Annotated in this window: 17 protein-coding genes; 9 read left to right on the forward strand and 8 right to left on the reverse strand. The window is 70.2% G+C overall.

What is annotated here, in order from left to right; genetic code table 11:
- Positions 1-12: 12 nt before the first annotated feature.
- The gene (locus MQN93_RS18390) at positions 13-1398 is read left to right on the forward strand and encodes a hypothetical protein (protein WP_242710517.1); all 1386 of its coding nucleotides are present in this window, start codon (positions 13-15) and stop codon (positions 1396-1398) included.
- Here MQN93_RS18390 and MQN93_RS18395 read toward each other — a convergent pair.
- Positions 1377-2600 carry an MFS transporter gene (locus MQN93_RS18395; protein WP_242710333.1) on the reverse strand — a complete coding sequence of 408 codons (1224 nt, stop codon included), beginning with the start codon at positions 2598-2600 and terminating at the stop codon, positions 1377-1379. The two genes, MQN93_RS18390 and MQN93_RS18395, sit on opposite strands and share 22 nt — an antisense overlap.
- A gap of 487 nt (positions 2601-3087) precedes the next feature.
- On the opposite strand from MQN93_RS18395, the gene MQN93_RS18400 reads away from it, so the two are divergent.
- Positions 3088-3735: a DUF1062 domain-containing protein gene (locus tag MQN93_RS18400; RefSeq protein ID WP_242710334.1), complete on the forward strand. Its 648-nt coding sequence runs from the start codon at positions 3088-3090 to the stop codon at positions 3733-3735.
- A 12-nt stretch (positions 3736-3747) separates the two neighbouring features.
- Here the strand turns inward: MQN93_RS18400 and MQN93_RS18405 are convergent, their stop codons facing one another.
- The gene (locus MQN93_RS18405) at positions 3748-4221 is read right to left on the reverse strand and encodes a MarR family winged helix-turn-helix transcriptional regulator (RefSeq protein WP_242710335.1); all 474 of its coding nucleotides are present in this window, start codon (positions 4219-4221) and stop codon (positions 3748-3750) included.
- 78 nt (positions 4222-4299) lie between these two features.
- Between MQN93_RS18405 and MQN93_RS18410 the strand changes: the two genes are divergently transcribed.
- Positions 4300-5703 carry an MFS transporter gene (locus MQN93_RS18410; RefSeq protein WP_242710336.1) on the forward strand — a complete coding sequence of 468 codons (1404 nt, stop codon included), beginning with the start codon at positions 4300-4302 and terminating at the stop codon, positions 5701-5703.
- Here MQN93_RS18410 and MQN93_RS18415 read toward each other — a convergent pair.
- On the reverse strand, positions 5700-6578 hold the full coding sequence (locus tag MQN93_RS18415) for a LysR family transcriptional regulator (RefSeq protein WP_242710337.1): 879 nt from the start codon (positions 6576-6578) through the stop codon (positions 5700-5702). The genes MQN93_RS18410 and MQN93_RS18415 overlap by 4 nt on opposite strands.
- An 83-nt stretch (positions 6579-6661) precedes the next feature.
- Between MQN93_RS18415 and MQN93_RS18420 the strand changes: the two genes are divergently transcribed.
- On the forward strand, positions 6662-7582 hold the full coding sequence (locus MQN93_RS18420) for a PhzF family phenazine biosynthesis isomerase (RefSeq protein ID WP_242710338.1): 921 nt from the start codon (positions 6662-6664) through the stop codon (positions 7580-7582).
- Between the two features lie 136 nt (positions 7583-7718).
- Here the strand turns inward: MQN93_RS18420 and MQN93_RS18425 are convergent, their stop codons facing one another.
- The 3 genes from MQN93_RS18425 to MQN93_RS18435 form a co-directional block, all read right to left on the reverse strand.
- Complete coding sequence (locus tag MQN93_RS18425) at positions 7719-8357, reverse strand: GOLPH3/VPS74 family protein (protein WP_242710339.1); 639 nt, start codon at positions 8355-8357, stop codon at positions 7719-7721.
- A 124-nt stretch (positions 8358-8481) separates the two neighbouring features.
- On the reverse strand, positions 8482-9141 hold the full coding sequence (locus MQN93_RS18430; protein WP_242710340.1) for a response regulator: 660 nt from the start codon (positions 9139-9141) through the stop codon (positions 8482-8484).
- Positions 9138-10313, reverse strand: coding sequence for a sensor histidine kinase (locus tag MQN93_RS18435; protein ID WP_242710341.1), 1176 nt, complete (start codon positions 10311-10313; stop codon positions 9138-9140). Before MQN93_RS18435 ends, MQN93_RS18430 begins: the two co-directional genes overlap by 4 nt.
- 102 nt (positions 10314-10415) lie before the next feature.
- Between MQN93_RS18435 and MQN93_RS18440 the strand changes: the two genes are divergently transcribed.
- The 4 genes from MQN93_RS18440 to MQN93_RS18455 all read left to right on the forward strand — a co-directional run bounded on the left by MQN93_RS18440 (position 10416) and on the right by MQN93_RS18455 (position 17386).
- Entirely contained in the window at positions 10416-11234 is an 819-nt protein-coding gene (locus MQN93_RS18440) for a VOC family protein (RefSeq protein WP_242710342.1), read from the forward strand.
- Positions 11235-11451: 217 nt separating this feature from the next.
- A complete protein-coding gene (locus tag MQN93_RS18445) occupies positions 11452-12972 on the forward strand; it encodes a glycoside hydrolase family 76 protein (protein ID WP_242710343.1) in 1521 nt (506 codons plus the stop codon).
- A gap of 169 nt (positions 12973-13141) precedes the next feature.
- Complete coding sequence (locus MQN93_RS18450) at positions 13142-15430, forward strand: AbfB domain-containing protein (protein WP_372504393.1); 2289 nt, start codon at positions 13142-13144, stop codon at positions 15428-15430.
- 105 nt (positions 15431-15535) lie between these two features.
- Positions 15536-17386 carry a glycoside hydrolase family 76 protein gene (locus MQN93_RS18455; protein ID WP_242710344.1) on the forward strand — a complete coding sequence of 617 codons (1851 nt, stop codon included), beginning with the start codon at positions 15536-15538 and terminating at the stop codon, positions 17384-17386.
- Here the strand turns inward: MQN93_RS18455 and MQN93_RS18460 are convergent.
- Both MQN93_RS18460 and MQN93_RS18465 read right to left on the reverse strand, forming a co-directional pair.
- On the reverse strand, positions 17383-18327 hold the full coding sequence (locus MQN93_RS18460) for a hypothetical protein (protein WP_242710345.1): 945 nt from the start codon (positions 18325-18327) through the stop codon (positions 17383-17385). The two genes, MQN93_RS18455 and MQN93_RS18460, sit on opposite strands and share 4 nt — an antisense overlap.
- A gap of 248 nt (positions 18328-18575) precedes the next feature.
- Positions 18576-19703, reverse strand: coding sequence for a WD40/YVTN/BNR-like repeat-containing protein (locus MQN93_RS18465; protein WP_242710346.1), 1128 nt, complete (start codon positions 19701-19703; stop codon positions 18576-18578).
- Between the two features lie 149 nt (positions 19704-19852).
- Between MQN93_RS18465 and MQN93_RS18470 the strand changes: the two genes are divergently transcribed.
- Entirely contained in the window at positions 19853-20200 is a 348-nt protein-coding gene (locus tag MQN93_RS18470) for a VOC family protein (protein WP_016430443.1), read from the forward strand.
- The last annotated feature ends 81 nt before the right edge of the window (positions 20201-20281 follow it).

Raw genomic sequence — 20281 nt, forward strand, 5'->3', positions numbered from 1 at the left:
GATCACTTGACGATGTCCTTCGGCACGCGTCCGCGTGCCGTTCTTGCTGTGCTGGGGCCCCTGGGCCTGGTACTGGCCACCGCCGCTTCCCCGGCGAACGCAGCCTCCGGGACGCCCACCACGCCCACGCAGCTGTTCAACGGATACCGGAACTGCTCGACGGACGCGGACCGGCCCACGTATCTCGGGGCCCGAGACGGCCTGGTGGTCGAGGGCATTCCGGGAGCGACCGACACCACCGACCCCAGGGTCGGGGTGCGGTACCAGGCCTGGCCGGTCACGGACCCGACGAACATCACGACCGTCACTCGCGACCATGAAACCGTCGGTGACGAGGCCCCCGGCACCCTGCCCGCCGACGCCCTCGCCGACGGAGAGACCTACGCGTGGCAGGCGCAGACCGTCTCCGGTGACACCGCCTCGGACTGGTCGGCCCCCTGCTACGTCACCATCGACAACACCGGCCCGGCCGACGTGCCCACCGTCTCCTCGCCGAACTACCCGCCGGACGCGTGGAACCAGGGCGGCGAGCCGGTCGAGTTCACGTTGGACGCCAATGGTGTCGACGATGTCGCCGGGTTCGAGTTCTCCTGGCAGTCCGACCTTCCGGTCATCGGCACCAGCATCGGCGACCACGGGATTCCGCAGCCCGTCGACCCCTACGCGGACACCCGGTACTTCAAGCGCGCCGACACCCTGGGTGGTTCGGCCACGCTCAGCCTGATCCCGCCGACCGGCTCCGGCGTGATGACCCTGTGGGTGCAGAGTCTGGACCGGGCCTACCACGCGTCGGCGAGGACCAGCTACACGTTCCGCGTCAGTTCCACGACACCCACCGTCACTCCGGACGTCCCGTCACCGCAGTACGGCAAACCGACGATGTTCACCTTCCGGCCCGACGCCGCTCTCCAGTCGACGAGCCCGGTCGTCAGCTACTCCGTGCGGTCCGACGGCGCCCTGGGCGGTGACAGGACCGTGGAGGTCCCGGCCGGAGCGGACGGCACGGCCCGAACGGAGCTCACGCTGGACGGCATCTACGGCGAGCGCCTCTGGGTGACCAGCAAGAGCGCGAACGGCTGGGTCAGTGACAAAACGTCGTGGGGAATCGACTACGACACCACACCGACCGTCACCTCGGACGTGTACCCCGAGAACGGTTCCGGCGGCGGTGCGGGCGTCCCGGGCGCCTTCACGTTCGCGCCGAAGGTCAAGGGGATCGTGTCGTACACGTACTCCTTCAACGGTGACCCGGAGGTCACGGTCCCCGCGGGCGCCCACCACGCCGCACGTGTCGACTGGACACCGCCCTCGAGCGGCTTCGCCTATCTCACGGTCCACGCGACGACGCGCTCCGGCGCCCAACTGGCACCGTACGACTACTTCTTCGACGTGAACTGATCCGAGAGCCGGAACAGCCGTAGCCCGGCAAGGCTCAGCACGGTCATCGCGGCGGCGGACGTCGTGGTGACCGTGAAGCCGCCGTGGGGGCCGAGTGTGTCGATCGCTCGGCCGGAGAGGGCTGCCGCGGCGGCCGAGCCTGCCGCACTTGCCGAGCCGAGCCAGGAGAAGGCCTGGGTGAGGACGGTCGGGTGGACGGTTGACTCGGTGAGCAGTGAGAAGAGAGCGAGCAGGGGCGGGACGGTGGCGCCGGTGAGGATCATGGCCGCTCCGAGTCCGAACGGTGAGCCGACCATCGGCAGAAGGAGCGTGCCGAGCAGCAGGGTGGCCGTCGCCACGAGCAACTGCACGGGCGGTTCGGCGCGCCACCGTCGCATGCCGTACAGCCAACCGGCCAGCAGCCCACTGCAGTTGGAGACGGCGAAGATCACGGCGGCGGCATTCGGTGGGCCGTGTTCCACCACGAAGGCGGTCACCGACACCTGTATGGCGCCGAAGTAGACCCCGATGGCCAGATTGAGGCCCATCAGTAGGCAGATGCCGCCGCGCAGCAATGACCGGTCCGTGGTCTTGCGGGCGCGGTGCTTGTCCTTGCTCGTCGGCGTTGGCGCGCTGCCGCGCTGTGCGGCGAGGACCAGGCCTCCGGTCACCGACAGGGAGGCGGCCGACACAGTGCCCGCCACGGGATGTCCGGCCGCAGCGAGTGCGCTGACCAGGGTCGGGCCGAGGAGGTAGCCCACCGCGTTGCTGACGGCCTCCAGCGCGAAGGCGGTGGGCAGTTCGGCCGCTCTGTCGGTGCGCAGGAGCGCCGCCCAGCGTGCGGCGGACAGCGCGCCGAGTTGCGGAAGGGTCGCTCCGACCAGCGCACCGCCCAGGACCAGAAGGGCGGCGCAGGCGTCCGCGGCGACCAGGGACACGAGGATCGCCACGGCCAGGGCATGGGCCAGCAGGGCGGGCGGCAGGATGCGCGTCTGGCCGAACCGGTCGACGAGCCTTGCCAGTTGGGGCGCTCCGAGCGCTTCGGCCACCGCGCACCCGGCGCCGACCAGGCCGGCCGCCGCGAAGGTGCCGGTGTGGCTGTGCACGAGCCAGACGATGCCGAGGCCGGTCATCGCGACGCCGACGCGTCCGAGCGAGGCGGGCAGGAAGAAGGCCGCTGCACCCGGGGTGCGCAGCAGGGAACGGTAGTTCGCCGATGGCACGGCGAGTCCTGTTCGCTGCCCGGCGGGACGGCCCACCTGGGTCGTCGGTGCCCGGATGTACCGACCCGTGGTCTCCGTCTGGAACCGTCCAGTGCTGGCGCGGAGAGGGGACACTCGCCCCGCACCGACTCCGTCACCGGGCAGAAGTCTCGGTGTGCTGTTGGTGGTTGTGCGTGTCTTCAGTGGTGGTGAACCGCGGTCATTGTCACCGCCGGGGCCGGGGATGTCCATCCCGACCGGTGCCGATGCCGTCCGGGTGCGCCGAAGCGTAAAAGGAGTTGCCCGGTGGCGCTGTCTCGAAGAGGATCGCCCGCATGGATCTGTAACGGCTGCCACGTACCCACAGTCACCTGTCGCGCGATCGACCTCGGAGCCTGACGACTCGGCCCGGGGGTCGCTGCCGCGCCCTCGTGTGCATCCGCCAGATCCCAGGAGCCGCGGCCCACCCCGCGAGCGCTCCTGCTGAGCCAGAGAATCCACCACATCCATGAATATCGAACGCAAGGCCCTGTGGGCCGTGCGCCAGTCCGCCCTGCCCATGGTCGTGCGGCCCTGCCCGGACTGCCCCGGCACACGGCACCGCCCCTCGGGCAGGTTCCGTGTCAACGCGAACGGCAAGCTCCTCGACGTATGGCTGCTGCTGCACTGCGCGGGCTGCGGCCGGACCTCGAAAGTGCCCGTCCACGAACGCGCCCATGTGTCGTCGCTGGACCCCGCCCGCCTGGTGGCGTACGAGTCCAACGACCTCGCCGCGGTGCGGGAACTGGCGATGAGCGCGTCGCTCGCCGCGAAGAACGAGTACCGCCTCGACCGGGCCGGTGCGTGGGAGCTGAAGAGCGACACGCCTCAGCCCGACCTCGACGACCCGAGGCCGCTCGCCGTGCAGGTCAGGTTCGAGCTGCCTGCGCCGGTCCGCGTCGAACGGCTGCTCATGGTCGGGCTCGGTCTCAGCCGGACCGCGATACGACGCCTGGTCGCGGACGCGCGCATCCAACTGCCGCTGGCCCCGCGTGCCAGGACGCGTCGGGACTTCGAACTCACCGTGACGGGAACGGTTCCGCCGGCTCCCCTGCCGCTGCACCGACCAAAGGTGGTGATCGTAGGGGTCCATCGGGTCGCCAGCCCCACGCGGTGAGTTGACGGGATGTCAGGGCCGCGGAGGGGAGAGCGGTGGGCCAAACATCTTGTCGAAGACGGGCAGGGCCGCCTCCAGGGCTTCGCGTTCATGAGGGGTCAGTTCGGCCATCCGCTGTGCCAGCAGACGGTTGCGGCTCGCGCGGACGTCCTCGGCGACCTGCTCCCCAAGTGCCGTGATCTGCACGGTGCTTCCCTTGCGCGCGGGGCCCGAGCGGGTCACCCACCCTGCCGCTTCCATGCGGTTGACGAGCTGCGTCATGGTCGGCGGCTGCACCCCCTCGGCCTGCGCGAGCTGTCCGACGGTCATCGCTCCGCCGCTGAGCAGACTCAGCGCGGAGCCCTGCGCGGTGGTGACGGGGAGGCTCGCGGCGTCGCGGCGGATCGCCTGGCCGATCCGCAACAGCCTCTTGCGCGTCTCGTCCGTCAGCTCATCCGTCAGCACGTGTGCCGGCTCGCCCGTCGGTTCGTCCGTCGGCTTGTCCATCCGTCGCCCCGTCCTCACGCATCGATCCTCACACATCGATGTTTTATAGTTAGGCTACCTATAAAACTGAGGAACGACATGGCGATACGTGAACGAAGCAGCCAGAAACTGGTCCTCCTGGCCGTGTGCCTGGGGCTCATGCTGAGCATGTTCAACTCGACGATGACCAACGTCGCCCTGCCGGACCTGGGCCGCTCGCTGCACGCCTCGGACACGTCACTGCAGTGGGTCGCCACCATCTACACCCTCACCTACGCCGCCGCCCTGCTGCTCGGCGGAGCCCTCGGCGACCGGTGGGGGCGGCGTACGGCGTTCCTGCTCGGCGTCCTCGTGTTCAGCGCCGGGTCCCTGCTGTGCACGCTCGCTCCGGTGACGGGGCTGCTGCTGGGCGCCAGGGCGGTACAGGCGCTCGGCGCGGCGATCATGCTCCCGCAGACCCTGTCGATCCTGGTGCACGAGTTCACCGACCCTCGCGAGCGCGCCCGCGCGGTGAGCGCCTGGGCGGGCGTGGCCAGCCTGGGGCTGGCGGCCGGTCCGGTGGTCGGCGGGGCCCTGCTCAGCGTCACGACCTGGCGAGCCGCCTTCGCCCTCACGGTGCTGCTCGGCGTGGTCACCTGTCTGCTCGGGCGCAGGTCGATCCCGGTCGAGCGGCACGGCCGCCCCGAGGGGCACCGGACGCTGGACGTGGCGGGCTCGCTCACCGCTGCCGTCACCCTCGCCTCACTTGTTTTCGCGCTCAGCGAGGGCGAGACCGCCGGCTGGTCCTCGCCGCGGGTGCTCGGAGCGCTCGCGCTGTCCCTCCTCGGCCTGGCCGTCTTCATCGCCACGCAGCTGAGCAAGGGCCGCAACGGGCGCAACCCGCTGATGCCGATGGGTGTCTGGCGCAGCCGGCCGTTCATCGCCGCCAATGTCGGCGGCTTCGCCTACTTCGCGGTCTTCTTCGGGGTCCTGTTCTTCTACAGCCTCGACCTGCAGGACCAGCGCGGCTACTCGGTCCTGGCCGCCGGCTTCGCCTTCCTGCCCATGACCCTCGTCATGGCGCTGGTCGCGCCCGTCACCGGCAGGCTGATGGCCCGCTACAGCGCCGCTCCCGTGATGATCTCCGGTCTCGCGGTCACCGCTGCCGGATCGCTGCTGCTGGCGGCGGCCTCCCGTGCGACGCTCGCGGGCATCGAGTGGCGGCTGGCCCTCGTCGGCATCGGCTGCGGGCTGCTCAGCTCCTCGATCAGCAATCTGGCGGTCTCCAGCGTGCCCGACCGGCTGAGCAACTCCGCCTCCGCCGTGCAGAACACCTTCCGGCAGATCGGCAGCACGCTCGGCGTGGCCGTACTCGGCATCATCGTCCGCGGCAGCGGCTCGGGCTTCACCGTCGGCCTGCAGGAGGGCATGGCCACCATCGGTACGTTCCTCGTGGTGTGCGCGCTGGTCTCGCTGCTGCTCGTTCTCGGTTCACCGAGGGGGTCGCGTCCTCGCGAGGCCTAATCGGAGTGTGCTCTGAGTGCCTCGGTGAAGGCCTGGGCTGCGGGCGCCGTCCAGCGTCTGCGGTGGCGGGCCAGCCGCACCGGGACATCGGCGAATCCCGGTCCGTTCACCCGGACCAGACGCTCCTGGCGCAGGTGCTCGTCCACGGTCGTCAGCGGCAGCAGGGCCAGTCCCAGCCCCGCGCAGACGCAGGAGCGCGCCGCGTCCACGCTGCCGAAGCGGGTCAGCCGCGGCCGGGCACCGGGCACGGCCAGCAGCCGCCGTTCGAGGTCGTCGCTGTAGGAACAGCCCTGTTCCAGCAGGAAGAAGTCCTCGGCGCCCAGGTGCTCCCAGGTCACCCGACGCGGGGCTGCGGCGAGCGGGTGGCCGGGAGCGCAGACGAGAGCGAGGGGCTCGCGGCCGATCGGCTCGGTCGTCACATCGGGGAAGTCGGCCGCCTCCTCCAGCAGCAGCGCCAGATCGAGGCGTCCGGATCGCAGCCCCTCGACGCATTCGGCCGTACCGGCCGCGTACAGGCTGATCTCCACCTCGGGGCGGCTCGTGCGCAGCGCTGCGACCACTTCCGGCAGCCGGCTGGAGCACAGCGACTCGGGAGCGCCCACGACCACTCGTCCGCCCGCGGCGCCGTCGCCGTCGGCCTTCAGCCGGGCGACGGCGTCCAGCACGTCCTCGGCCCTCTCCAGCAGTCGCCGCCCGGAATCGGTGAGCAGGGCGCCCGTGGGCAGACGGTCGAAGAGCCGCGTACCGAACTCCCTTTCCAGGGCCCGGATATGGACGGTGACCGTGGACTGGGCCATGTGCAGCTCGGCGGCGGCAGCGGTGAAGCTGCCTGTTCTGGCGAGCGTGGTGAAGGTGTCCAGCAGGCGGGTGTCCACAACGCCATGGTATGCGATACGTCGATGGACCGGATCGCCATCCATCGTTGGACGCGATCGGCCGACGGTGGCAGCGTGGAGTCATGACCACCGACGCGAGCGGGACGAGCCCCGTGCACCACGCGAAGCCGAACACACAGATCCTGCGCTACGCCGCCTTCACCCACGATCCCGCGGGAGGCAACCCCGCCGGGGTCGTGCTCGACGCCTCCGGGCTCGACGATGCCGAGATGCTCGCCGTCGCCGCAGAGGTCGGCTATTCCGAGACGGCCTTCGTCACCGGACGCGACGACGCGGCACGCCGGTTCCGGGTTCGCTACTTCAGCCCGCTCGCCGAGGTCGCCTTCTGCGGACACGCGACCGTAGCCCTGTCCGTCGCCCTCGCCGCACAGCTGGGCCCCGGCGAGATCGTCCTCGACACTCCCGCCGGAGACATCCCCGTGGACATCAGGGTGGACGACGACGGAACGGCGCTGGCGACCCTCACCAGCGTGCCGACCCGTTCACGCCCCGCCACGAGCGCCGAACTGGAGGCCACGTTGAAGGCGCTGCACTGGGCTCCCGAGGACCTGGACCCCGCACTCCCGCCTCATGTGGCGTTCGGCGGCAACGACCACTTGGTGCTCGCCACCGGCTCCCGGGCGCGTCTGGCGGACCTCGACTACGACTTCGAGGGGCTCACCGAGGTGATGCGGCGCCACGACTGGACCACGGTCCACCTGGTGTGGCGCGAGTCGGCGGAGCGCTTCCACGCCCGTGACCCGTTCCCTGTCGGGGGCGTCGTGGAGGATCCGGCCACCGGGGCCGCCGCCGCTGCGTTCGGCGGGTATCTCCGCACCCTCGGGCTGGTCACCTCCCCGGCCAGGATCACCATCCGCCAGGGCGAGGACATGGGCCGCCCCAGCGATCTGCTCATCGACGTCGACCCGGAGAACACCCGCACACGGGTCACGGGGCGCGCCGTGCCGATCGTCCAGGGTGCGGGTGACGTCGGGCGATACTGACCGACCGCGCCAACCGACTGTCAGCTGCCGATGGCACGCTGCTGGACCCGGAACAGCCGCAGTGCGTCGTGACGGGCGGTGGACCGGTTGAACGCCTCGCCGATCTGCGCCAGTTGCGTCATGACGCTTCACACGATCAGCTGCCGCCCATGCCGCCCTGTGCGGCAATCATGGTCATCGGCAGGTTGCGTACGGCCTTCTCGAGGCCGGGTGCGAGGGCGGCGAGAGTCGCCGTGCAGGCGTCGATCCGGCTCCGGTACGTCTTCTCGTCCCGCCGGGAGACGACCGAGCGGACACCCCCCGCCGCGGCGAGTGCCAGCAGTGCGGCGTCGGCGGCGGGGATCTCCGTCACCGGACCGTCCCCGTGCAGCGCCGCGGTGATACGGGCGTGCAGGGCGGCGGGCACGGCCCGGTCCGTCACGCTCACGCGCCGCGTGCCGAACGGGGTGCGGGGTTCTCGCACGGCGAGCAGTCCCGCTCTGGCGAGCCGGTCCTCGACCTCCGTCAGGGTGCGCTTGCGGTGGGTGCGCACGAGATGTCTCCAGCTGTGTCCGGCGGCGGCGTCGGCGAGCACGCCGTCCAGGACGGGGTCGCCGGTCGGCTGTGCGCCGGACACGGTGACCGTGCCGCCGTCCTCCCCCAGCCGGCCGCGCGAGGCGAGGTCGACCAGAGCGGCGGCACGGAGCAGAAGCTGTGTCCTGGAGCGGTCGTAGGGGCCTTCGGCCGCTTCGTCGTGGGCGAGCAGATACATGAGGCAGGGCAGGTCGTCGATCACATCTCGACGCTACGGTCGGCGCCCCTGCCCGCGGATCGGCCGCGCGAGCGGTCCCGCACTGGGAACACAGGAGGATCGCGGCCCGGCCTCCTCCCTGAGGAGGAGACGGCAGAGGAGGTGGGCCTCAGGGGCGGCGTGGCTCCACCAGCCCGTGGTCGTACGCGGCGACGACGGCCTGCACACGGTCCCGCAGCCCCAGTTTGCGCAGCACCGCGGTGACATGGTTCTTGACGGTGGCCTCGGACAGCCGCAGCCGCTCGGCGATCTCCCCGTTCGACAACGCCTGCCCGATCAGGGTCAGCACCTCCCGCTCGCGGCCGGAGAGATCCTTCAGGGCAGGTGGCGGCGTCGGGTCGGTCGTGGTGCGCAGGAACTGGTCGAGGACACGGCTGAGCACGGTCGGCGCCAGCAGCGCGTCGCCGCGCGCGGTGAGGCGGATCGCGTCGACGAGTTCGGTGGGGCGGATGTCCTTGAGCAGGAAACCGCCGGCCCCGGCCCGCAGGGCGGCGACCACGTGCGCGTCCATGTCCCAGGTGGTGAGCACGAGCACCCTGGCCCGGCTGCCGCCCTCCACGATCTGCCGGGTCGCCTCGATGCCGTCCACGACAGGCATGCGTACGTCCATCAGCACCACGTCGGGCGCCAGTTCGCGGGTCAGCCGTACCGCCTCGGCGCCGTCGGACGCCTCACCGACCACCTCCAGGTCGTCCCGGGCGTCGATGATCATGCGGAATCCGGTACGGACCAGGGCCTGGTCATCGGCCACCACCACGCGCAGTGTCATGAGGCGCGCTCCACGCGCTCCACCGGCAGTCGCGCCGACACCTCGAACCCGCCTCCGGGCAGCGGTCCGGCGCGCAGGCTGCCGCCCACGAGCCGTGCACGTTCCTTCATCCCCACGAGCCCCCGTCCCGATCCGGCCATCACCGAACTGCCTTGCCTCGTACGCCCGTTGTCGACCACCGTGACCTTCACACACTCCTCAGCCGTCGTTACGTGCACGCTCACCGCGTCGGCGCCGGTCGCATGGCGCAGGGTGTTGGTGAGGGCTTCCTGGACGATCCGGTACGCCGCCGCATCCACAGCGGACGGCAGTTCCTCGTCACCCTCTCGGTGCACCTGGACGTTCATCCCGGTGGCGCGCACGGTGTCCGCCAGCTCGTCGAGACGGGCGAGTGAGGGCTCCTGGTCCGGGCGTTCCCCGGCGCCGTCGCCTCCCGCGGCGGGCCCGAACGCCCTTAGGAGCAGGCGCAGTTCACCGAGTGCGGAGCGGGCGCCCGCCTCGATGGCCCGCAGTGCCGTACGGGCCTGGTCGGGCCGTTCGGTGAACACGTCGTCGGCGGCGCCCGCCTGAATGACCATCACCGACAAGGTGTGCGCCACGACATCGTGTACCTCGCGCGCGATCCGGGCGCGCTCCTCCACCACGGCGCGGCGGGCCTCCGCCCTGATCCGCGCCTGCTGCGCCCGGCGCCACTGCCCCACGGTCCAGGCCAGCACCACCGTCAGCAGATAGATCGCGAGCCCGGTGAAGCCGCCCGCACCGAAGGCCGCCACCGCCGGCAGGCACAGCGCCGCCAGCGCACGCACCGACACCCGCCGCGGCCGGGTGGCCGACAGCACGCACAGGGTGATCTGTGCCGCGAGCAGCGCGCCGGTGAGGGACACCTCGGGCAGCAGGCTCCACATCGCGAGCCCCGTCACCGCGTTCACCGCCAGGACGGGGACGGGAGCACTGGCCTGCCACTTCAGGACACACGCTTGCGCGAGAACCAGAACCACAGCCACGGGCAGCCTCCACCCGTGCTCCGCACCGGCGACGACCACCGAAGTGCCGACGACGCCGAGCACCAGACCGGCCGAGCCCCACCACAACGCCCGGACCGTCCGGGGCGACAGCTCACCCTGCGCTTCCCCGGCGTGTGCGTCCTCCGGTTGCTTGCTGCTGCGCTCCACGCCACGACCCTATCCAGCGACGAGAACCGAACAGCTCAACGAGGCCGGCCCCGCGACTCGGCACTGCACCCAGCGACCGACCACCTGCATAGGATTCCCGACATGGCGCTGCGACCCGTACAGGTGAACATCAAGGCCCTCGACCCCTCGGCCGTCGGCCGGTTCTGGGCGCAGGCACTCGGCTGGACCGCTCACAGCCCCGGCGTGACGACCTACGTCGCCCCCGGACCCGGCCCCCTGTCCGGATCCGCAGCCGACCCCCTGCCCGGATCCGCGGCCGACTCCGAACCCCGATCCGAGCCGGGCGACACCCTCGTCTGGCCGGACCCGGTCGCCGTCGGCATCGACGTCGTCCCCGTCCCGGAGCCCAAGTCGCCGACGAAGAACCGTGTGCACCTCGATCTCGCCACCACCTCCCCCACCCACCAGGCGGAGCTGACCGCCCGACTCGAAGCCCTCGGGGCGACCCCGGTGCACGTGGGCCAGGGCGCTGTGCCGTGGACGGTTCTCGCGGACCCCGAGGGCAATGAATTCTGTGTGCTGGAGCCGCGGGAGGTCTACCGGGACACCGGGCCGATCGCCGCGATCGTGGTCGACTGCGCGGATCCGCGGGCCATGGCCCGGTTCTGGGACGAGGCGCTGGAGTGGACCCTGCACGAGGTGAGTGACGACTACGCCCGGTTCCGGTCCGCTCAAGGGGTCGGCCCCTACGTCGAGTTCATCCGCACACCTGACGCGAAGACCATGCCCGACCGGGTCCATCTCGACCTGCTGCCCCACGCCGGTGACGACAAGGAGCCGGAGGTGAGCCGGCTGCGCGCCCTCGGCGCCACCGATCTCGACCTCGGCCAGGGCGCCGTCCCGTGGACGTGTCTGACCGACCCGGAGGGCCACGAGTTCTGCGTCCTCGCCCTGCACTGAGGCACCTACACGTCCCGCTCCCCCCTCCCTCAACTCTCGTACACCCCAACCCATTGACGCTCCGTCTCCCCGTCACTACCTTCTGAGAGCGCTCTCACATTTCATCCACAGCATGCTCTCCGGGCCGTCGCAGTCACCGTCACCGACGCATTCCGCGAAGCGGCGTCGGCAGGCCCACAGCGAGGCCAGGAGAGCATTGCGCCGATGGGGAGGCCCCATGACTCCCGTACGAAGACCTCGACGGCCCCGACGCACCCGAAGACCCCACCGATTCGGACCCCTCACTCTCGCATCGTCGGCCGCGGCATTCGCCCTCGCTCTCCTCGTGGGCCTCGCCCCGCAACCGGCATCCGCCGCCGGCACCGGCGGCTCCCTCGCCGCGACCATCTGCAACAAGTACTGCGACGCGCGTGACCCCGCCCTCTCCCCCGGCGACCGCTCCCCGGTCACCGCGACCATCTACGGCCGGTCCGTCGCCCTGCACTTCGACGACACCGACGCGATGGGCTGGGCGTCCATCGACAACGGCAACCCGGGCGACGAGGTCTGGCTCGACCGTTCCTTCGACGGCGGCCGCACCTGGGGTTCCGGGAGCAAGCTCGGCGACACCAACGTCCCGTCGGGTCAGCGGGGTTGGCGCACGCTCATGTACAACGTCGACGACTGGAACAACCACGGTGTGGGCGCCCTGCGCGCCTGCGGCAAGGCGGGCGACCGCGCCGAGATCGCCTGCACCCCGTGGGCCCGCACCACCTGGAACGCCGGCGACCGGCGGACCGCGGCGGCCACCGGGCTGATGACCCTCTACAACAACTCCACCGGCCTGTTCGACACCACCGGCTGGTGGAACTCCGCGAACGCCCTGACCGCCGTCATCGACAACATCCGCGTGTCGGGGATGGGCAGTTACTCGTACGCGATCTCCCGCACGTACGACCTCAACCTGAACGCGCAGGGCGGGCAGTTCCGCAACGACTACATCGACGACACCGGTTGGTGGGGGCTCGCCTGGGTCGCCGCCTACGACCTGACCGGCAACAGCCGCTACCTCAACACCGCGCGCGCCGACGCGGATCACATGGCGGCGTACTGGGACGGCACCTGCGGCGGCGGGGTGTGGTGGAGCACGGCGAAGACGTACAAGAACGCCATTGCCAACTCCCTCTACATCCAGCTCAATGCGGCCCTGCACAACCGCATCCCGGGTGAGACGGCTTATCTGGAGCGGGCACGCGCCGGCTGGAGCTGGTTCCAGGGCACCGGCATGATCAATGGCTCCAATCTGGTCAACGACGGTATCGATCTGGGCACGTGCCGCAACAACGGCCAGGCGGTCTGGTCCTACAACCAGGGCGTCCTCCTCGGCGCACTCACCGAGTTGAACCGGGCCACCGGGGACGGCTCGCTGCTCACCCGTGCGCGGCAGATCGCCGACGCCGCAACCACCACCTCCTCGCTCCACACGTCCGACGGCATCCTCCGGGATCCCTGCGAGGGCGGCGACTGCGGGGGCGACGGGCCGTCCTTCAAGGGCGCGGACGTGCGCGGTCTCGGCAAGCTCAACGCCGCGCTGGCGGACCATCCGTACACCACCTATCTGCGACGGCAGGCGGACCGCGCGTACACGAGCGACCGCAACGCCCTCGACCAGTACGGACTGCGCTGGTCAGGACCGGTCGACAAGGTGGACGCGGCACGGCAGCAGAGTGCGCTCGATCTGCTCAACGCGGCGCCCTGACAGGGGCGTTGACAGCACCTCCGTACGGTTCGACAACGTTGTCCGCACGTGGTCCCGACCCAGCGGTCCCGCCCCACGTGCGGACAACGCTCCTTCCCCCTGACCCTGGAGCGATCACGTGCTGAGACACAAACCCGGCCGGCGACGCCTCACCACGGCCGCAGCGGTTCTGATCCTCGCCGTCACCACGCTCTTCGCGTCCGGCGCCGCCCCCGCCAGTGCGGCCCCGGCGGCCTGGACGCCGAAACCCTCACCGATGACGACACCGTGGACCGATCAGGTCCCGGTCGACAACCCGCTGCCGGAGTACCCGAGGCCGCAGCTCACCCGGCCCGACTGGACCAATCTCAACGGCATCTGGGACTTCGCCGTCACCTCGCGCGACGCCGGGCAGCCGGCGACGTTCGGCGAGCAGATCCGGGTGCCGTTCGCGCCCGAGTCGGCGCTGTCCGGCATCAAACGGAAGATCACCGAGAACGACAAGCTCTGGTACAAGCGCACCTTCACCGTGCCGAGCGGCTGGGACGGCCGCCACGTCCAGCTCAACTTCGGGGCCTCCGACTGGGAGACCACGGTCTGGGTCAACGGACAGCAGGCGGGGGCTGTCCACCGCGGCGGCTACGACTCGTTCTCGTACGACATCACGCCGCTGCTCAACGGCGGCACCAACACGATCGTCGTCTCGGCGTACGACGCCACGCAGACCGGCGGTGGGGCCGTCGGCAAGCAGCGCATCCAGGACGTGGCGCCGCACTCCGGGAACAGCATCTTCTACACGGCCTCGTCAGGGATCTGGCAGACGGTGTGGCTGGAGCCCACCGCCGCGGCGCACATCACTCGGCTCGACATGGTGCCGAACCTCCAGGACAACACCCTGCGGGTGACCGTGCGCGCGGCCGGTGCCGACGGTGCGAACGCGAGGGTCACTGTCTCGACCGGCGGCACCCAGGTCGGGACGGCCACCGGCACGGTCGGGCAGCAGTTCTCCGTGCCGGTGCCGGACGCCCGTCTGTGGACGCCGGACGACCCGTTCCTCTATGACGTCACGGCCGAACTCCCCGGCAGCGCGGGCGCCGACAAGGTCGGCTCGTACGCGGGCATGCGGTCCATCGCGGTGAAGAACGTCGACGGCGTGCAACGGCCGGTGCTCAACGGCTCGTTCGTCTTCCAGACGGGCACCCTGGACCAGGGCTTCTGGCCGGACGGCATCTACACCGCGCCCACCGACGCCGCACTCAAGTACGACCTGCAAAAGCACAAGGACCTCGGCTTCAACATGGTCCGCAAGCACATCAAGGTCGAACCGCAGCGCTGGTTCTACTGGGCGGACCGGCTGGGTCTGCTGGTGTGGCAGGACATGCCCGCCATGGACACCGGCAAGAGCCCGTCGACCGCGGCCCGCACCCAGTGGGAGAACGAGTTCCGCGCCATCATCGACCAGCACCGCAGCTCGCCGTCGCTGATCATGTGGGTCGACCAGAACGAGGGCTGGGGACAGTACGACCAGGCCCGTATCGCCGACATGGTCAAGGCGTACGACCCCTCGCGCCTCGTCGACAACATGAGCGGCGTCAACTGCTGCAGCGCCCAGGACGGCGGCAACGGCGACGTCGTCGACAACCACAACTACGTCGGTCCCGGCAACACCCCGACGGAGACGGTGCGCGCGTCCGTGCTCGGCGAGTACGGCGGCCTCGGCTTCAAGGTCGCGGGCCATGAGTGGTACCCCGGGGGCGGGTTCAGCTACGAGGACCAGCCGAGCCTGTCCGCCCTCAACGACCGGCTCGCCGGCCTGCTCGACGGCATGCGGACCAACTCCATGCCCGCGGGCGGCCTTTCGGCCTCCGTCTACACGCAGATCACCGACGTGGAGAACGAGGCCAACGGCCTGATGACCTACGACCGCCAGGTGGTCAAGGTCGACGAGGCCCGCGTCCGCAGCGCCAACGAGGCACTCATCGCGGCGTCCCGCTCGGTCGGTCCGACGGTCAAGCTGCCGCTGGAGCAGTACGTCTCGATTAGGGTCACCACCCCGGGCTACACCGACCGCTACGTCCGGCACTACGACGGGCTCGGCTTCACCGAGGTCGTGAACTCCGGCAGCACCGACCTGCTGAAGGCGGACGCCACCTGGAAGGTGAAGCAGGGACTCGCCAACAAGCTCTGCTACTCCTTCGAGTCCCGCAACTACCCCGGCGAATACCTGCGCCACCGCGAATTCCGCGTCCGCCGCGAGGCGAACGACAACTCCGCGCTGTACAAGGCGGATGCGACCTGGTGCCCGGTGCAGGGCGACGGCGGCATCCGGCTGTCGGCCGCGGGCTTCCCTGGCCAGTACCTGCGGCACATCAACGCCGAACTCTGGCTGGCGCAGCAGGGCGGCACGCACACCTGGGACAACCCGTCCAGTTTCGTCCCGGACACCACCTGGGCGATCACGGCGCCCTGGGCTCCCTGAGCGCAGACGTCGAGGAACAACCGCACCACCAGGCGGCCGCCCACCTCCCCGGGCGGCCGCCGACCCCTCTTTCCGCGCACGGCCCTCACAGAGAGGCGGTACGTCATGTCAGCGCGGACCCACCCCGCCATCGGCGGCCTCCTGGCCCTGCTCCTCGCCCTGACCGGCCTGGTCGCCCTCCCCACTCCCTCCCATGCCGCCACGGCGGTCTGCGCCCTGGCCTGCGACACCCTGGACCCCTCCAAGGCACAGCAGGACACCTTCCCGGTGCCCAGCAGGAACATCAACGGCCGCACGCTGCGGCTGCACGTCTCCGACTTGGACGACATGGCCTGGGCGAGCATCGACGACGGCGTGAGCGGCGACTCGGTCTGGCTGGACCGGTCCTGGGACCGTGGCGCCACCTGGGAACCGCTGCTCGGCAAGGCGAGCATCCCAAGCACCTGGACCGGCACCCGCACGCTCATGTACAACATCACCGACCCGGTCGGGCATCGCCGCGGCTGGGTCCGCGCCTGCGGTGACGCCGCCGGCGTCGCCTGCACCGACTGGGTGTACCCGAAGGTGTGCGACGGCACGTCCTGCGACGGCGCCGACCCCGCGACCGCGGCGGGCGACGACACCCCCGTCCCCTCGACGACCCTCTACGGACGCACCATCAGCCTGCACGTCGACCAACAGGGCGGCACGGCCTGGGGCGTCATCGCCGGCGGCGGCGCGGGCGACGAGATCTGGCTCGACCGGTCCTGGGACAACGGCGCGAGCTGGCCCGAGGGTTCGTCCCTCGGCCGTACGAGCGTGCCGTCCGGAGCCTCCTCGACCAGGACCGTCATGTTCGCCACCCGGGACCCGCGCGGCCTGCTCTACGGCGGTGCGGTACGCGCCTGCGGGCGTGAGGCCTCCCACCAGGAGGGCAGTTGCACGGCCTGGGTCCGGCCCGCACCGACCCGGGCGCGCGCGGGCGCAGACGCGCTGATGGCGTCGTACCAGACCAACGAGGGCTGGTGGCGCAGCAGTTGGTGGAACTCGGCCGTCGCGCTCACCGCGCTGATCGACTTCGCCGAGCAGAGCGGACGGCACGACTACGACTGGGCGATCGCCCGTACCTTCGAGCAGAACCGTGGCGTCTTCCCGGCGGGCGGGCGCAGTTCGGACCCGATCGAGGGCCACTTCATCAGCCGTGCGATCGACGACGCGGCGTGGTGGGCGGTGGCGTGGCTGACGGCCTACGACTACACGGGCGAGCAGCGTTATCTGGACGAGGCGGTCACCATCACCGACTACGTCCACCACTACTGGGACACCGGCTCGTGCGGTGGCGGGGTGTGGTGGAACCGGGAGCGCACCTACAAGAACGCCGTGACCAACGGGCTGTATCTGTGGCTGACCACCTCGCTGCACCAGCGGATCGCCGGTGACACCGTGTGGGGCAGCCGGGCGACCACGGCAGCCGACTGGTATCTGGCCAGTGGGCTGATCAACTCCTCGGGTCTGGTCAACGACGGACTGACCGCGAGCTGCGCCAACAACGGGCAGACGGTGTGGAGTTACAACCAGGGCCTCGCCATCGGCGCGTTCACGCAGCTGTGGCGTTCGACCGGCAGCGGGCGATACCTGGACACGGCGAAGCGGCTGGCCGACGCGGCGATGTCGTCCTCCGCACTGACCCGCGACGGCGTGCTCACCGAGTCGTGCGACATCAGCACGGCCTCCTGCGACGACAACCAGAAGCAGTTCAAGGGCATCTTCATCCGCCACTTCGCCGACCTGGCCGACGCCACCGGGTCCGCGACCTACAAGGCGTACGTCAGGAAACAGGCCGACTCCGTCTGGGCCACCGACCGGGACTCCCTCAACCGCCTCGGCCAGCGCTGGTCGGGCACGAGCCCCAACACCTGGGACTGGCGCACCCAGGCAAGCGCACTGGAGGCGTTGACGGCAGCGGCGCGGTTCTAGGTGCGGTCCGGGGAGGCGGTCCGGCCGCCTCCCTCCTCGCCCGCCGACATGACGTGCCGCCACTCGTGACCACCGTCGCGAGAGATCCACAGTCCCTCGCCCTTCACCAGGTCGTACGTCGCGGTCGTCGCGTCGGCGACGCCGTAGAGCGTCGTGCCGTCGACGGTCAGGGAGGTGAACCTGGCGGGCGTATCGAGTTCATGGAAGGTGCGGTCGGTGGGGTCGTCGGCGAGCCAGTACCGGCCGCCTTCCTCGCCGACCAGCAGCCGGCCGTCCGCGAGGAGTTCCAGGACGAGCGACTCCGGACCACGCCTGAAGTCCCTCCAGGCGATGCCACCGCCGAGGACGGTCCGCCAGTGGCTGCCGCCGTCCGTCGTCACCATCACCCCGCGTACGGCCTCGCCCCGGGTGAGCGACAGCGCCGCGACACCATCTCGTGCGGTGAGCACTCCCCCGGCGTACGGCTTCGGAACGGCCTCGGAACCGAGAGTGCGGCCGTCGCGCTGCCGTACAACTCGGTCGGGATCGTCACTCAAGTGCTGTACCAGGCTCCAGACCGTGCCCCGCTCGTCGACGGCGAGGTGGATGGCGTTGTCGGGCACTCCGGCCGGGGTCGCCACGGTGCGGGTGGCGGGACGGTAGATGAGGTTGGGTTCCGGCTCGGCGACCAGGAGGTCGCCGGGGCGGGCCCGAAGAGCGGTGCGGGACTTGACGACCTCGCGCCGCTTCCCGTGCACGTCGAGGAGGTACGCTCCGGCAGCCCCCTCCCCTGACGGCACCCGCACAAAGCCCCCGGGCACGCCCTTGAACACGGGCGGTGTCGCCTCCGCGTCCGCGTGTTCCGCATGCTCGGCAACCAGCTGACCATCGGGCCCAATGATCCGCCAGGCGAAGGCAGCCGGCCCCTCGTCATCCTCGACATTGCCGGCGTAGTACGTCACCAGCAACGCCCCGTCCCCCGCACGCACCACACCAAGAGGCGCCCCAGCCGCCTCGACGACATCGGCCGGACGGGGATGAGGATCCTCAACGACGCGCCGATACTCACCCTCCCGACTCCCGACCCCCACATCGGAACCACCTGCACCACAGCCACCCAGCAACAGACCGGCGGTCGTCACTGCCACGACCCCGACCGGCCACGCCCGTCCGGCCAGGGCTGCACGCCTGCGGTCCCCCGTTGATCGCTTCACGGATGCCAGAATGCCAGCCGAGCTGCCCTTCCGTTACCACCCACGGCCCAACAGCCGCCGTGTCGCGTGCAGTCGACGCCGAGGAGGAGACTCCGGTCGAAGCGCGACCACGTCCGTCCACCGTCGGTCGTGACGTCGCTTCCGTCCGGACCGACCGCGATCGCGGTGTTCTTGCGACCGGGTATCCACGTGACGCCGTTCCTGAAGCCGGCCGGGGTACCACCGGGCTTCCATGAGGCACCGCCGTCGTGTGTGCGGGCCGCCGCGCCGACATCGACGTTGTCCGCTCGACTGAAGTTGCCCCCTACCGCCAGGCCGCGATGAGGGCTCCGAAAGGACAAAGAGGCGATGTTGGATGTCGTGCCCGGAATCGGTGTATCGGTCACCGTCCAGGTCCGTCCACGGTTCCGTGTGTGGAACACCTGCGGGTTGTTCCCGTTCCCGATGACGCCGATCGTTCCGAACCAGGCGTCGCGACGCCCCTTTGTGACCAGGCACGTACCGGTTGCCAGAACACCCGAACCCGGGGCGGTTTCGGGCAGCTCGGAGGTGGGCGCCGGGTGCCAACTGCGGCCGCCGTCGGCGGTTTTCAGCAGGGCGAACCTGGTGCCTGTCGGGTCACCCACGGCGAGACCGTGACGGCGGTCGAAGAAGGCCATGCAGGCAAAGAAGGTGTGGGGATCCGCGGCGCGGAACACCTGCCGCCAGCTTGCTCCACCGTCAGCGGTCCGGTAGATGCGCGCGGGTATGCCGGCTGCCTCATCGCTGAGGGCCAGCACGAGCGCGTGATCGCGGTCGAAGGCCTCGACGTCCCGGAACTCATCGCGCGCGCCTCCCGGAGGCGTCACGTCCTCCCATGTGCGACCACCGTCGACGGTCCGCACCACGGCACCCCCGACCTCCCCCTGGAACCCGCCTCCAACCGCCCAGACCGAAGAGCGGTCCACGGCGTCAACGGCGATCAGTGTGTTTGTCGTCGCGGTGTGCACGAAACGCCACGACGGCAACTTCGCCGGGTGCCCCGATCCCGACGCCGATGACGCCACAGCCGGGTCGGTCAATGCCAGGACGAGGCCGACGACAGCAGCTATGCGCAGAGTGGCCCGAAGTAACGCAATTCCCATCCTCGGCACGCTAATTGGCTTAGGAAGTGAGCAACATGCGTAAAAAGTACGAAAGCCGGTGCGCAGGGCGAATGCGCGTGCATCGGCGGACGGGGCGTAGTACGTCTGGAGCGTCAGGGATTTGTGGCTGTTCGCGTGGGGAGTTGTTGATGGCTGTTCGTCGTGTCATGCCTGTTATTCGGTCGGAGGCTGCGCAGGAGAGTCGGGAGTTCTATGGGCTGCTCGGGTTTCGGGAAGTCATGGATCTCGGGTGGATCATGACGCTTGCCTCGCCGTCCAGTCCGATGGCGCAGGTCAGTGTCATGAGCGAGGACAGGACCGCTCCGGTCGTGCCCGACGTGAGTGTGGAGGTCGATGACGTGGATGCGGCCTATGCGGCGATGCGGGAGAGCGGTGCGGAGATCGTTCATTCCCTGCAGGACGAGGAGTGGGGGGTGCGGCGCTTCTTCGTGCGTGACCCCAACGGCCGCGTGATCAACGTGCTGAACCATCGGTGACGTCGGGGCGGCGGGGTTGGCACAGTGCAATTTTTACCGGCCGCAAGAGTAAATGGACGCTCTGGCACGTATCTCCTGGTG

Source organism: Streptomyces spinosisporus (assembly GCF_022698145.1).
Classification (GTDB): Bacteria; Actinomycetota; Actinomycetes; order Streptomycetales; family Streptomycetaceae; genus Streptomyces; species Streptomyces spinosisporus.